Consider the following 15577-nt stretch of genomic DNA (forward strand, 5'->3'; position numbering starts at 1 on the left):
AAAAAAGATAGTGATATTCGACTTTATTTCCAATATTCTGGATGTATTACCAGTACTAAAGATGAAAAATTGCTAATATGGAATATTATTGATGGTGCTTTTAGAAATATCTTGTACGTAACGTAGCAACATTTAGAAACTACGAAAGTAATTTTGTTAAGCTTGATGGCGATAAAGAGTATCAATTTTATTGGTATGATGAATGACAAGTCTTTGGTATGGTGGTGGATGTAAATTTGACTAAATGATTGGAATAAGAAATTGGAAACCTGCGATTGGAATGCATTTTTTTGTAGATGCAATGAAAAATTTTATAGTAAAGATCACGTTCAGAGGCAAGGAAAATAATGATTAGTCATGGATTAATTAATGATATTATTTTGTTACTAATTTGGGGATGCTTGTTGGTTTCTTGTTATACTGATTTAACACGCCGCACGATTTCAAATTATATTGTTGGCATAATATTCATCCTTACTATTTTGAATTTTATTTTTGGAGATGGTCAACTAAACTATAGTGCATCGGGCATATTTTTAATCTGTGGTTTTTTTATGTTTTATTGTCGATTTGTTGGTGCAGGGGATATAAAATTAATTACTGTACTTTTAATCTCTATTCCATCAGGCAGCAGCGTTCTGTCTTTTTTGATGATAATCACACTCTTTGGGCTACCGCTGGCAATCATCGCAATTATATATAAGCATCTAAAAAAACCAGAAGGTGGCGTTACCTTACCTTATGGGATAGCAATTAGTGCGAGCTATTTTTTAATTTCATCAATCACACTATTTAAGGTCATTTTTTAATAATTAATTTGCCATTGCCATTTTTAATATAAGTGGACTTCGAATAAACATTAATGTTTCCCAGCCAACAGCAGGAAGTTGGGAAACTTTCTCTCTTTATCTAATCATCAATTATATTTACTACTTAAACAGTAATTGCAACATGCATAAATGTGAATTTACAAAAGATAAATAATAGGCTGACTAAAATGTATAATTTTATATACCAATATGATTGTTTAATTTTAAAAAAGGTGATTATTTTAGATTTTAGTACTTCATACTGAGTGCAAAACTAACTTAGAAAATGACAAGGGTCTTTGTCGTTTTTAAAATCAACTAATCTCATATTATTGAGTGTATAACAACTTGTTGGCCATTTCAATTTCTAGTTCCATTATATTAAGACATTAGATAGTAATTGTGTTACGCATTATTTTTACCCCGCCTTATTTTAAATACCAGTCAGACAATTGGATAGATAGTGGAAACCATTGACCGATTTTCTTTGTCTGAGAGGATCAGTGTTATCATGTCTAGATTGTAAGTTAAGTAAACATATTATAAAAATATCATTAAAAATTATTGAAAATATCTTTATGGGTAACTCTATTTTTGTTTTATGTAAAACATAAAACAAATTTATGAAAAAAAACTTACCTTATATTTAAATTGGTATAAGATGAATTTCTTTAGTTTTTTATATTGAAATGTAGGGTTATCTGAAACTTCTTTACAAAAATTATTATTTTTAGTAATGTTAATTAAAGATATTTACCCTATTTAAGGGTATTTTTGCACATTAATTGAGTGCAAGTTAAAAATTGAGTTATCTCCTTTATCATTAATAAGTTCGTTATTCTTTGTTGATGAATCATTATAATTATTTTTTATTAGTTTTTTACTTTAAAAACAGTAATTATATTTATCCCTATTTATCAAAATTTGTTAGAGCTATGGCATAGTCATTGTCTGTAAATACTATTTGGTATAACTATAGTCATAATTCTAGAAATAAGTTTAGAGGAAACATGCATATGGAAAATAATAGCGGTAGTACCGTTGCTTTTGTTAAAAATCGGCGTGCCTCATTAATCAGTGCTATTTTTTTAATGGCGACTTCGGCAATTGGTCCGGGCTTTATTACCCAAACAGCCACTTTTACCGTCACCCTTGGTACTGCTTTTGGCTTTGGTATTTTAGCCTCTATTATTATTGATTTTGTTGTTCAGCAAAATATTTGGCGAATTGTTGCGTTAACCAAAATGAATTCTTCAGATATTGCTAATGCGACGATTCCATTTAGTGGCTATATACTTGCAGTGCTGATTATATTTGGTGGATTGGTGTTTAATATTGGTAATATAGCCGGCGCTGGTTTAGGTTTAAACGCACTTGTTGGGCTTGATCCTAAATGGGGTGGGGCAATTAGTGCACTCTTAGCGGTTTATATATTTTCATCTCGTAAAGCCAGTCATTTTATTGATCGTTTAATGATTGGTTTTGGTTTGCTCATGATTATTTTGACCTTGTTTGTGGTATTTGCTTCTCAACCACCTGTTGGGCAAGCTTTAAAGGAAACGGTTTTTCCAAGCAGTGTTGATTTTGCCTCTATTACGACTATTGTTGGGGGAACGGTTGGGGGGTATATTTCTTATGCTGGTGCTCACCGTTTACTTGATAAAGGTATGGTTGGTGCTCAGCATATTGATTATGTTTCGGGCGCGGCAACCAAAGGAATAATGGTTGTGGGTTTGATGCGTTACATCTTATTTTTAGCCATTTTAGGTGTGGTTGCAAGTGGTGTAACAATTGACATTTCAAGCTATGCTGCCAATCCCGCATCACAAGCCTTTCAGGCCGCTTTAGGTGAATTGGGGTTACGTATTTTTGGTTTGATTTTATGGGCGGCTGCGATAACTAGTATTATTGGCGCAGCTTATACTTCAATGACTTTTATTACCCCTTTTAAACGGGAAATTACAGAAAAGCAACGCCAGTTTGCCACTATTATTTTTATTGCCATTTCGCTAACTATTTATTTAATCATGGGAACCGCACCTGTATCATTATTAGTTTTTGCGGGTGGTTTTAATGGCTTAGTTTTACCGCTTGGTTTAACTATTTTTGTCTATATTGGTTGGCGACGTGCTGATCTTATGTCTGGATATCATTATCCAAGATGGTTATTGCTGTCAGGTATAGTTGTGTGTGCAATTACTTGGTATATGGGCATAATGTCGGTCGCTACTATTTTTAACTATTTAAAATAGAGGACAATATGACAATCACTAAATGTATTGATTTAAACAGTGACCTTGGCGAGAGCTTTGGTCAATGGCAGATGGGAAATGATGAGGCACTGCTAAAAGTTGTTAGCAGTGCCAATATTGCTTGCGGATTCCATGCAGGATCGCCAGCGGGTATTTTAAAGACATTAAAAGCGGCCAAAGCAAATCATGTCGAAGTTGGTGCTCATGTCGGTTATCCTGATTTAGTTGGTTTTGGCCGTCGTAATATGGATATAGCCGCCGATGAATTAACCGCAGATGTGATTTATCAAATTGGTGCACTCAAAGGGTTAGCCGCTTCAATTGGTGCTAAGGTGAGTTATGTTAAACCTCATGGTGCATTATATAACACAATTGCGCATGATAAGCGTCAGGCAATGGCAGTGATTGATGCACTTTGTTCGGTTGATTCAACACTGATTTTAGTTGCGCTTGCGGGCTCAAAACTCATTGAGTGGGCTAAAGAAAACGGCTTGCGTGTGGTTGCCGAGGCTTTTGCTGATAGGGTATATCATGCCGATGGTACGTTAGTGTCTCGTAAAGAAGCCGGCGCTGTGTTGCACGATCCCGATCTAGTTGCAGACCGTATGCTACAGTTAGTGAGTGATGGTGGTGTGACTTCTGTAGATGGGCAGTTTGTCGGTATTGAGGCGGGATCAATTTGTGTTCATGGCGATAGCGCTGGTGCCTTAACAATGGCGCAAAAAGTTCGTGAAAAATTACAACAAAATGGCATTAATATTGTTTCGTTTGCTAAGGTAAATAATCATTAGATTAGTTAAGTTTTGGAAACTTAATTAAGTTAACGAAAAAATAGAACTATGATTAGATACGAATTTGTTAAGCCGGCAATAAATTTAGTCTCTGATATGACACAACGCTATAAAATAGTTATAGTTAGGGATTGGATATTTACTATATATAGAGGTGCTTAATGCGATTTTTACCCGTTAATGTTGATGCGTTTATTGTTGAATTAACAACTCTTGAGCAAACGATGGCGCTTACCAATGCACTGCAAAGTGTATTTATACATTGGCATATAGAAGAGATAATCCCCGCAGCGCGCACTATATTGATTCGTTATAACCCCATTGCGACTAATGCTAATACGCTTGTTAAGCATATCGCTAAATTGGATATTTCAGCAAGTGTTATGCAATCTGGTGAATTGGTGACAATACCTGTTCATTATAATGGCGAGGACTTAGCCCAAGTGGCTGAATATCTAGGTATAACTGTTGCTGAAGTCATTGCAAGACACACCAATAATGAATATCAAGTGGCTTTTTGTGGTTTTGCGCCTGGCTTTGCTTATATGGTGTCTAAAAATGCTCAGCTTAATGTACCGCGTCGTCCATCACCACGAGTTCGTATTCCAGCTGGTTCAGTTGCTTTAGCAGGTGAGTTTAGTAGTATTTATCCTCAAGCTAGTCCCGGCGGTTGGCAACTTATTGGTATAACCGATACCGCTGTATGGGATTTAAATCGCGATCAACCTGCACTATTGAAACCCGGTAGCCGAGTTAATTTTGTTGATGCTAGCAAATCCACTAAGAAGTATCATTTGCCTACCGCTAAAAAAGGCGATAGCAACAGCAATCAACAACAGGATATCAAAATATTAGCAACAGGATTACAAACACTTCTACAAGACGCAGGGCGCATTGGTCAGGCGGCATTAGGTATCTCTGAATCTGGAGCGATGGATAAGGGAGCATTACATAGCGGTAACCGCATTGTGGGCAATCCAATAAATGAAGCCGTATTAGAAATTACGCAAGGTGGTTTTAAAGCGCAGGTAAACCGTGGTATGTTGGTTGCTGTTACAGGGGCTGAGTGTGATATACACATTACAACATCAGATGGCGAAAAGTATAATGTGGCCATGTATCAACCGATTCAATTGGAAAAAGGCGATATTATTAGTTTGGGAAGCGTAAAATGTGGTGTGCGTAGTTATTTCTCTGTGCGTGGTGGTTTTCAAGTATCACCTGTTTTAACCAGTTGCTCTTATGATACACTTGCTCAAGTCGGACCATCGCCACTAAAAATCGGTCAAACGCTAGCTATTAAGAAAATTCAAACTTTAAATGCGGTGTCGTTAACCGAAACACCAATGATACGCTATCCTACTTGTAATGATGTTATTGTACTCGATATTGTGCTTGGGCCGCGTACTGATTGGTTTACAAAGCAAGCGGTAGAATTACTTTCTTCTCAACTATGGCAGGTGACACCTGCATCTAATCGTATTGGTTTACGTTTGTCTGGTGACATGCCTTTAAGCCGTGACAAAGCGCAAGAATTACCCAGTGAAGGCACCTGCATGGGAGCAATACAAATTCCAGCAAATGGGCAGCCGGTACTATTTTTGAATGATCATCCTTTAACAGGGGGCTATCCTGTTATCGGGGCTGTGTGTACATACCATTTAGATTTGGCCGGTCAAATTCCAGTCAATGCCAAAATAAAATTTAATCCTATAGGGATGTTTAAAGAAATTGAAGGGAGTGATATTGATCATGTCTGAAAATAATCAAAAAATAACTCACAAAGTATTGATCGCTAACCGAGGCGAGATTGCCGTACGTATTATACGTGCTTGTCGTGATATGGGTTTTTTGTCTATTGCAATTTATGCCGATGCGGATATTGATGCACTTCATGTACAAATGGCAGATGAAGCTTATGGATTATCAGGCAACTTACCGAGTGAAACTTATCTCGATATTGATAAAATCATTGCTATAGCCAAAAAATCAGGCGCTACAATGGTGCACCCAGGTTATGGGTTTTTATCAGAACGTGTTGAATTTGCTAAAGCAGTGCAAAATGCTGGTTTAATATGGATTGGACCAAATCCAGAAACGATCGAAATGTTAGGCGATAAAGTCAGAGCCAGACAACTTGCATTGCAAGTTGGCGCGCCTTTAGTGGCTGGAACTAAACAACCAGTGCAAGATGTTAAAGAGGTCGTTGAATTTGCGCACGCTCATGGTTTACCGATAGCGATTAAAGCGGCATTCGGTGGCGGCGGTCGGGGATTAAAGGTGGCTTGGCAAATGGAAGAAGTTGAAGAACTTTATCATTCCGCTGTACGCGAAGCGACTACTGCCTTTGGTCGTGGTGAATGTTTTTTAGAACAATTTTTACATAATCCTCGGCATATTGAAGCACAAATCATTGCAGATACATTAGGTCATGTCGTTGTGGTTGGAACTCGTGACTGTTCACTGCAACGTCGTAACCAAAAATTAATTGAAGAATCACCAGCACCGTTTTTAACCGAACAATTAGAGCAACAAATTATTCAAGCTTCGATTGATATTTGTGCTAAAGCAAATTATGTCGGTGTGGGTACAGTTGAATTTTTGCTTAGTCAGGATGGCAAGTTATCCTTCCTTGAAGTAAACACAAGATTGCAAGTTGAACACCCAGTTACAGAAGAAACAACGGGTGTCGATCTTGTTATCGAGCAACTGCGCATTGCCCAAGGTTTACCGCTTAGTATTAACCAAACGCCTAAACCACGAGGTCACGCTATTGAGTTTCGTATTAATGCTGAGGATGTAGCTAATGGCTTTTTACCCGTAGCTGGTACCATTAAACGGTTTGATGCACCATCGGGGCCGGGAGTACGTTTAGATAGTGGGGTGGTAACGGGTTCAACGATCCCTGCAATGTTTGATTCACTCATAGCAAAACTGATTATTGTTGGAAATAATCGTGAACAGGCCATTGCAAGGGCTCGTCGTGCTTTAGCTGAGTTTTCGATTGAGGGGGTGGCAAGTGTATTACCATTTGCACGTGCGGTTATTGAACATCCAGATTTTTGTGATGATTTTAAAATGCATACGCGTTGGATCGAAACTGAATTGACTGCAACAATAACGCCGACCAAAAGGCAAATACCACAAAAAGAAGCAACGCTGACTCACACATTTATCGAGATTGACGGTAAACGTTGTAAACTGGGTTTTCCTGCACAACTCTTTGCTGGGTTATCCTTGCAAACGGAAGCTAATTTAGATACATCTTCCAGCGTGAAAGAAGAAATCTCTGAATTGATTGTCCAGTCACCTGTGTCGGGTAGTCTTTTTAAATGGGTGATCAATGATAATCAAAGCGTAAACGCAGGCGATGTTATTGCTATTATGGAAGCCATGAAAATGGAAGTTCAAGTTATTGCACATCGAAACGGCGTTTTAAAACAGACAATCAAAGAAGGCAATTATGTCAACGCGGGATCACCTGTTGCAGAAATCATTTAGATAGCGTTGATAAAACAAGAATATTTTTCATCAAAGTAGTAAAAAAACATCAAATATAGACAATATATTTTGCTTATTTTATACTCATGAGCATGATATTTTGTCTATTTTTAATGTGTTAGGATGATTTATATTGAAGTTTTCTCAGCAATCAAAACTCACTAATGACGTATTAGCCTTAGCGTTATCGCCAGCCTTAACACCAGATGGAATTATTGACAACCCTCAATTTTTTGCTGGTTATGCTCTTTACCCACAGATTCTTGCTAGATCTTTACTGGTTCTGGCTGATATTACTGCGACCCGATATTTTAAACCAGTGCCGGTGACTTTGCGTGATCCTGTTTTATCTGCGCAAGGGAATCAATTAAGAGCAGAAGTTTTTTCTGCCTGCAACAGTGTTTATGCCCGTTTAGATTTGCTACAACAAGGATTTGATGGAAAAATATCACGAGGCACAACCAATGTAGATATTGGTATTAGCTTAAGGCAAGCGCTAACTCAGGTTAATAATAAAGATAAACTTTATCTCAATATTGGCAATCAAGGTTTGGCAACGCACCATATCCAAAAACAAGATAGAGATGTGATTGGTATAAAAGCCATTATTGAGCGCCCTGTTGCAATGCCAGATAGGTGGATTCGAGCACTTGGTAATGTAGCTGAAATTCATACCAAAATGGTCGCTGTTTTTACGGTAACGGGAATACAAGCACAAACGTTTATTGCGGGATTGCCAACCGTGACTAGTAAACAACAATCAAGCTGGCTAGTGCCATCCAATACCGGTATTAAATTGATGGCTCAAGGCGATATCAATAGTGTGTATATTTCGGGGCTACACCGGTTAAGCGCACTTAAGCGATTAATGACCAATATTAAACGTTTAACTTTTTACCGGTTAGCAAGTGGCGAACAAGGACCCTGCATGGTTGAAGTTGAACTCGACGGTGCAAGGCTTACTTTGAGCTTAACTGCACAGCCATGGCAAGGTTATTCTGGCGAAGGCGCCTTGCTTGAGTTGCTTGCACCAAAACAGCAATTACAAAATGCTCAACTTATTCAATCTATTTTACAATTTGATTCGCTGATCGATCTGGCTCAGCTAGCGATAAAAACAGGTTTAGATACTCAGCGCATTAATAGTTCGCTGGCGTATCTAGCTGTTTCAGGTAAGTTGGGTTTTGATGTACACCAAAATGGCTATTTTCATCGTCAATTGCCTGAAGATCCTAATCGACTTATCAAAGATAATCCGCGTTTAAAATCGGCCTATAAATTGCTTGAATGTATTGATCGGGTTGATGAAAACACATGGATGGTTCACTCGAATAACGAAGACTATCGTGTCCGTTTTGTTAGGCAGAATAGTAAAATGACATCACAATGTACTTGCTCATGGTATCTGAATCATCAACTCAAAAAAGGACCGTGTAAACATATTTTAGCAGTGCAAATTAAGGAAAATATTTATGAATGCTAACTTAGCAAAAGCCGAAGCGATTTTTACTTCTTTGAATTGGAATAATGTCACAGCTGACAATATTTTACAACAACCGCTAGGTAGCAAAGAGCAGCAAAAGATTGCACTTTTAGGATTAAAAAGTGGCAAATGGGGTGACTATGTCAAAGTTGGTAACGCTTTTCAATGGCAAGATTATGTTAAGTGTAATAAAGCATATTTAGCTTTGTATGCCATTCGGATTGGGGTATCAGTGAGCCGAGCGTTAAAACTTGCTCATTATACTTATTCATCTTTGTTATTGCCGGTTATTATTGAACGTGGTGAGAATTATGCACAAAATTTTGTGCAACAAGCGTCTGCGCCTACAGATCTTGCTGTTCAGTTGGTAGATCGTTTAAATTTGATTATTCCTGAAAATCAAAATTATATCGCCGATTGGACGTTGTATGCGGCGGTTGCTATGCGTGGTTGTGATGTTGTAAAGCATTTTTCAGTTGCTATTCATGATGCTGATATTGTCGACCCTTTTTACGATAAAATCCCTCCAAATATAGCTCAATGTCAGCGTCGATTTATCGAACATATTCATATTGCTATTGCGTTAAATACACCTGCTACAGGGTCTTTTAGTGAAGTGTTTCGCTTGGGGGTAACATTAGGTTGGCTTGACCGAGAGCAAGCAAAAGAGTTAATTTTTTTAGCCTTAGATATCGCTATTCGTCCTATAGATCGTAAAGTATGGTTAGATACACTTTATGATTTAGGTGTTACCAATGCTGAATTGTGTCAGCGAGTACCTGTTTTAATTCCATTACTAGCCATGGGTGAATCAGCAATCATTAATCGATTAGCACCCGTTTTAATCCCCTTTGTTGATGATGAGTTATTAGTTGAAGTGATGACGGCATGCTTATCATCTAAAATAAAATCGGTCAAAAAATTAGTGTTAAAGATTGCTCTAAATCGCAAAAAGCCCAAAAATGCTGATTTGTTTATGCCTTTGTTAAACCTATTACTTGACCAAACTGATGAGTCAATTGTGGCTTTAACTAGCAAACTAATTACAAAGTGGCATCTTGATAATCATACCGTACAATCTAATTCCTCCGAGTTACAACATCTTTGGCAACCAACACCGCCACTTTGGCAATTACCGCCTTTTGAATTAGAGCCTATTTCCGCTGATGTATTAACTGAGTTAGCCTCTGAATTAGTAAAAAGAAACATATCTGGTCATGATAGTGTGACGGAAAGATTTTTAGCTGTAGCCAATATTATTGCTTATCACGATCCTCAAGCAGCAAAAGCGAGTTTAGCGGGTATAAAATTGCGGGTTGACCAGCTTCTTGGTTTTCTATTTTATTGGCGTAAAGGCGAAGATATTCCGTATCATAAATATTTGTCTGATTTATTGAAAGCACGTGATTATATTGTTTGTAAAAACTTAGGCAAAATACCTTGTTTACTGTCGACACCAAGCATGAGTGATCTTTCAATAACAGTGGATGATCTTAGTCAACGATTAGCGATTTATCAACAGTTGAAAATTGATGCATTAGAGGCGGATCTGTTTTTAGCCTTGACTCGTCTTGATGTTTCGACACAAACATCATCAACGATAGAAAAACTCAAGAAGTTAAATGTTGCAGTCGTTTTGCAATCAGGACAAAAAATGCCAATTGATGCTGGCTCTTTAGTATTACAGTATCTGGACGATCCAGTAATCGAACCTAAATTAGCGTTAAATACTTATATTGAAGACGTACTGTCCCTGCCACAATCATTAAATTATTTTCCTAAACGTATTGGAAATAACGGGTTTACAAAAATTCTTGCTATTTTTCCGTTATGGAACGATAGTGCAATACCGTCAGATATTGATTGGGCAACAGATTACCATCAAGGTTTTGAGTTCCAGCAAATTGTTAACAGACGTTCTCCTTTTGATGCACGTTCTGCAATGACATTGTTAGCTATGCAACGCGCTAATTCGCCTTATGTGGCTAGCAATATGGCTCAAGCAGTAAATGATGCATGGCAAAGAGGTTTGCTTATTCCAGGTGTGGCAGATGTTTTGTTACTGGAGCGGTTTAGTCAGGTTCCTTGTCGTATAGCTAGTTTGGTGTCAGTATTAACCGATATTGCAAAACAAGGCATTCTTTCGGTGGTTTGGCCTATTTTGGATCAATTAATCATCGCATCATGTAAAGCGCCGAGACTGTTATCAGGCACGCTTGAAACTGTTGATGCGATAGCTGAGTTTTTACCAGAAGTTCAATATGCTGTCGATCAAGGCATAGCCGATGCCAATCAATTGCAATTACTTGGCATCAGAATGTTAGCCAGTAAAGAGGGGAGTGCTAATGCGATTAAGAAAGCAAAAGCCATAGTTGAAAAACTACCTAAAATCGCCCCTTTAACACAAGATGTATCGATGCGAGCTCCTGATGATTTTGACCAAGTATGGTCAAAACCGCAAAAGGCTAAAGTTGTGCCTGAAGATAATGTTTCAATTACTATTAGTAAGCCTGTAATAGATCAATCATCACGCTTTTCTAAAGCATTGGCTAAATCACTAATGTTTACTTTAAAACTCCCCAATGTGTCTAACCAAGTTTTCCACATAGTAAAAAATGATTGGTATTATGATTTAGAATACGAATTCCAATGCGAAGCTTACCCAGCATTATCAAAAGATCAACAAGTTATACCTAATTTTCAATCAAGAGTTTGGTTACATTGGTGTATTAACAAACAGTTACTTGTTGTTGAAAAAACACGTAATTGGCAAGAAAATAACGATGGGCCATTATCAAGTAAATATAATTTGATTTTTTTAAACACAGATAATCTGATTTTTTCAAAATCGTTAGTGACAGTGATTATCGGATTGTTGGCTCAAGACAGTGATACTTATAAAGCAAATTTTATTTTTGAAAAAAATGTTAAAAAAGGAATCATTGATGCAGATACCATGCGTAAAGCTATTATGTTGTTTCTCGATTATCCTGATTTAAGCCCCGCTAAATTAATTCGATTACTAGAAAAAAGACCAAGTTTATTGCCAATATTTTGTCCAGTATTAATTGAATGCATTAAGTTTGTTGGAAATCTAGTAAAACAAGGTGAAAAAATACCTGTTTGGATCAATCGGATTTTAGATATGTCATTAACCTATGCCCCTTATTTGAAAGAGGCAACTAGGCGCGGTTATCTAACTGAACTTGATTCTCAATGGCAAGGATTAGCGGATATTGCCCAAGCAAAAGCAAAATCAGTGGCAGTAAACAAAGCAAAACAACTACTTGAATTACTTAAGTAAGATGGTTATTTTTGGAAAATTGATTAGAACACCTAAAATATGTCTAATATAAAAGCAATGAATAATTAAATTTAATCATTATGTAAAGTGATATATAAAAAAACATTATGATGATGATTATTTTCTATAAACATAATGTTGAATTATGTTATTGTTTTGCCTTTATTTTAATAAACAAGGAATATTATGACTCATTCTTCTCATCCGTTGGTTCGTTTTTACTTAAAAGTAGGGTTGATACCGCAGATTTTATTGGGCTTAATATTTGGTATTATTCTCGCCGCAGTATCGAAAGATACCGCATTAGGAATGTCTCTTATAGGTGGACTATTTATTAATGCCTTAAAATCGGTAGCTCCAATACTTGTGCTCATTTTAGTGATTGCATCAATATCCAACCATCAGCATGGTAAACAGGCGAATATGAGATCGTTAATTACCCTTTATCTTGTTGGAATGATGTTAGCTGCACTATTAGCAACCATTGCTAGTTTTTTATTCCCATCGCAAATTTCATTTGGTGACACACTAAATAACCTTGAGCTTTCTCCGCCTAATGGCATTACCGAGGTGTTAAAAACGTTATTAGGCAAAATGATCGACAATCCTGTCAATGCGCTGATAAATGCAAATTATATTGGTCTTATTGTATGGGGAGTTGGTATTGGTTTAGCACTAAGGCACGCTAGTGAAAGCACTAAAACAATGATGAATGATCTGTCTTATGCTATCTCATTTATTGTCAGAATTATTATTCGATTTGCGCCTTTGGGAGTCTTTGGACTTATTGCTTCAACATTAGCCGAAACAGGTTTTGATGAGCTGAAAAAATATGCTCATTTATTAATTGTATTAGTTTCTTGCATGGTGATTGTTGCATTGGTTATCAATCCATTACTTGCTTATCTAGTTATGCGAAAAAATCCATATCCACTTGTATTCACTGCTTTAAAAGAGAGTGCAATTCCTGCTTTTTTTACACGTAGCTCAGCAGCAAATATTCCTGTCAATATGGAAATCTGTAAAAAATATAACATGGATGAAGATACCTATACCGTTGCTGTGCCATTAGGCGCAGCAATTAATATGTCGGGGGCGGCTGTTACTATAACGGTGTTAACTTTAGCCACAGTTAATTCAATGCCGGCTAGTGCTGGTATACATGTTGATATCTATTCTGCGGTATTACTTTGTATTGTAACTTCAGTATGTGCTTGTGGGGCATCGGGAATTGCGGGGGGATCTTTACTGCTTATTCCTGTCGCGTGTAGTATGTTTGGTATTCCTAACGAAATTTCAGCTAAAGTGATTGGCATTGGGATTGCTATCGGTGTGATTCAAGATTCGGTTGAAACTGCATTAAATTCGTCAAGTGATGTTGTGTTTATTGGTGCAGTTTCGTCGGCAGCGCAAAATAAAAAATGAATATCAACGCAGATTAAATATTGAATTCTATTTGCATTCAGCTACATAACCAACTACATAATGATATGCAGATGGTTATTTAACCAAAATTCATGCATTGCAAACGGTGTAATATTTACACCGTTTTTATTTATACCACTATTTATTGTCATTGATAATGACTAAAATGTTAGCAATGAAACGATGTTTATCTATTTTTAATTGATTACTTGATTATAGCCGTCAATTACACTTTTAAGTTCGCTATTCAAAGAATCAACTTCTCTTTCTATAGTATTGGTCTGTAAATTTTTTAAAACTACTTTCATTTGATTAATCAATCCAGGTAAACGATCAACGAAACGGTCATAATACATATCGTTTAAACCTTGTTGTTTAATCAAGTTATTTTTGCCTTTATTCGTCATTAATTCATTGGTTATGGATTCTATTTGCTGAATTTTTTGTTCAAGGGCTGATTTATCGAGATTTTTAAACTGGTTGTTTTCGTTAAAGCTTTCATTGATTAACTCGATAACATCTTCAGATAAATCCATGATTTCCATGCAATTGTAGTTAATTGTTAACCCTTTGTTTTTTATTTCTGATTTTTGAAATGCATGGATTTCTTTGTATAATTTACCATAAGCTGCTAAAGCCACACTTTTTGCTTCAACATATTGGTTATAAAGCATGTCAAGATTATTTAACAGTTCAGGTAATTTGGCAAAGTCATCCAATTTGTACTCATTATCTAAATAATATTTAGCTATCTGGTCATAAGCTAATCCTATTTCAACGTATTTATCACTTAATGCTTTGCCTGCGGCATCAAGTTCGGGTAACTCTGGTTTTAATGCTAATAACTCAGTAATGAATTGTTTATATTCATCAAGCTCCTTTGGTTCTGGGTGATAGCCGATAAAAAGTTTCGTTGGATTTTTTTTCACATAATTGACATCAATTTTACCGTTTTTATCACTGAGACCTCTTAAAAACCCCTTAACACTGCTATCAAGATGATAAAGAGAAGAAGTCATCTTGCCACGCCCATTCCCTCTTAATTCATCTGCAGCTTCGGAGACATTAGCATTAAAAACCTCTAGCCATATATTACCTTTACGCGCTTTCAGTGCAAATTGCCGTGAAACATCTTCAGTCTTTTTAGAATCAGAAGGTTTAGCCTCTGAAGTTGCTGTGGGTTGTTGTGTTTTGTTTTCGGTTGGTTTGTCATCACAGCCAATCATCAAAAATCCAGCAATCAATACGGTTAAAAATTTTTTTTTCATTATTTATTTCCTTAATTTTGGCTTTATAAATTCAGTGTGTTAATACTTTATTATCTTTTAATGATTATTTCTAATAAAATATGAAGTTGGAACGATAAATTGCGATGTTTATGCTCAATTTTTATAATAATTCTGGCATTGATTGATACGATGGTTATTACATGTTTTAACAAATAGATACTGCGAAGTGTTAATTAATCACGAAACGGTATAGAATCCTGAATATTTTTTACAAAAAATATAATCTAAAAAGTGAATATCACATCACCATTAAAGTATGTATCTTTTTTGTTTTTCCCATTTGTTTGTTAACGTGCAGGTTTTGTGAGTATTTGATTGATACGATGATTATTATACTTTTTAATAAATGGGATACTGTGAAGTGTTAATTAACCACGAAACGGTATAGAATCCTGAATATTTTTTACAAAAATATAATCTAAAAAGCGAACATCACATCACCATTAAAGTATGTATCTTTTTCGTTTTTCCCATTTGTTTGTTAACGTGCAGGTTTTGTGAGTATTTGATTGATACGATTATTATTACACGTTTTAACAAATAGATACTGCGAAGTGCTAAGTAATCACGAAACGGTATAGAATCCTGAATATTTTTTACAAAAATTTAGCTTGCTGTCTTAATTTATCTTCAATTTGACTTTGTTGTTTGTTAGCTGATTATAAATGATCGGACGACTGACCATAAATATTTAGCCAATCGATGGCGGTGTTTTTTTATGAT

General features: G+C 36.2%; 9 protein-coding genes. 8 read left to right on the forward strand and 1 reads right to left on the reverse strand.

From position 1 onward, the window contains the following. Positions 1 to 347 precede the first annotated feature (347 nt). The 8 genes from GYY69_RS01170 to sstT all read left to right on the forward strand — a co-directional run bounded on the left by GYY69_RS01170 (position 348) and on the right by sstT (position 13565). A complete protein-coding gene (locus GYY69_RS01170) occupies positions 348 to 809 on the forward strand; it encodes an A24 family peptidase (protein WP_174796037.1) in 462 nt (153 codons plus the stop codon). Positions 810 to 1825: 1016 nt separating this feature from the next. Next, on the forward strand, positions 1826 to 3061 hold the full coding sequence (locus GYY69_RS01175) for an NRAMP family divalent metal transporter (RefSeq protein WP_202984916.1): 1236 nt from the start codon (positions 1826 to 1828) through the stop codon (positions 3059 to 3061). Between the two features lie 14 nt (positions 3062 to 3075). After that, a complete protein-coding gene (locus GYY69_RS01180; RefSeq protein ID WP_174796149.1) occupies positions 3076 to 3852 on the forward strand; it encodes a 5-oxoprolinase subunit PxpA in 777 nt (258 codons plus the stop codon). Positions 3853 to 4013: 161 nt separating this feature from the next. Then, positions 4014 to 5612 carry a 5-oxoprolinase subunit B/C family protein gene (locus tag GYY69_RS01185; RefSeq protein ID WP_174796039.1) on the forward strand — a complete coding sequence of 533 codons (1599 nt, stop codon included), beginning with the start codon at positions 4014 to 4016 and terminating at the stop codon, positions 5610 to 5612. After that, positions 5605 to 7353, forward strand: a complete 1749-nt coding sequence (locus tag GYY69_RS01190; RefSeq protein WP_174796040.1) for an acetyl/propionyl/methylcrotonyl-CoA carboxylase subunit alpha — start codon at positions 5605 to 5607, stop codon at positions 7351 to 7353. The genes GYY69_RS01185 and GYY69_RS01190 overlap by 8 nt, the downstream gene beginning before the upstream one ends. 133 nt (positions 7354 to 7486) lie before the next feature. After that, positions 7487 to 8836: an SWIM zinc finger family protein gene (locus tag GYY69_RS01195; protein ID WP_194240576.1), complete on the forward strand. Its 1350-nt coding sequence runs from the start codon at positions 7487 to 7489 to the stop codon at positions 8834 to 8836. Beyond that, entirely contained in the window at positions 8826 to 12140 is a 3315-nt protein-coding gene (locus GYY69_RS01200) for a hypothetical protein (RefSeq protein WP_174796041.1), read from the forward strand. The genes GYY69_RS01195 and GYY69_RS01200 overlap by 11 nt, the downstream gene beginning before the upstream one ends. 183 nt (positions 12141 to 12323) lie before the next feature. Then, positions 12324 to 13565: a serine/threonine transporter SstT gene (sstT, locus tag GYY69_RS01205; RefSeq protein WP_442902768.1), complete on the forward strand. Its 1242-nt coding sequence runs from the start codon at positions 12324 to 12326 to the stop codon at positions 13563 to 13565. Between the two features lie 197 nt (positions 13566 to 13762). Here the strand turns inward: sstT and GYY69_RS01210 are convergent, their stop codons facing one another. After that, positions 13763 to 14833, reverse strand: a complete 1071-nt coding sequence (locus tag GYY69_RS01210) for a DUF3829 domain-containing protein (RefSeq protein WP_174796042.1) — start codon at positions 14831 to 14833, stop codon at positions 13763 to 13765. Positions 14834 to 15577: the final 744 nt, after the last annotated feature.

Origin of the sequence: Gilliamella sp. ESL0250, assembly GCF_013345045.1 — a bacterium.
Taxonomy (GTDB): domain Bacteria; phylum Pseudomonadota; class Gammaproteobacteria; order Enterobacterales; family Orbaceae; genus Gilliamella; species Gilliamella apicola_H.

What these genes read in the sequence shown, in the direction of transcription:
- GYY69_RS01170 (WP_174796037.1), top strand. Translation starts at nt 348, where the DNA reads ATGATTAGTCATGGATTAATTAATGATATTATTTTGTTACTAATTTGG.
- GYY69_RS01175 (WP_202984916.1), top strand. Translation starts at nt 1,826, where the DNA reads ATGGAAAATAATAGCGGTAGTACCGTTGCTTTTGTTAAAAATCGGCGT.
- GYY69_RS01185 (WP_174796039.1), top strand. Translation starts at nt 4,014, where the DNA reads ATGCGATTTTTACCCGTTAATGTTGATGCGTTTATTGTTGAATTAACA.
- GYY69_RS01190 (WP_174796040.1), top strand. Translation starts at nt 5,605, where the DNA reads ATGTCTGAAAATAATCAAAAAATAACTCACAAAGTATTGATCGCTAAC.
- GYY69_RS01200 (WP_174796041.1), top strand. Translation starts at nt 8,826, where the DNA reads ATGAATGCTAACTTAGCAAAAGCCGAAGCGATTTTTACTTCTTTGAAT.
- GYY69_RS01210 (WP_174796042.1), bottom strand. Translation starts at nt 14,833, where the DNA reads ATGAAAAAAAAATTTTTAACCGTATTGATTGCTGGATTTTTGATGATT.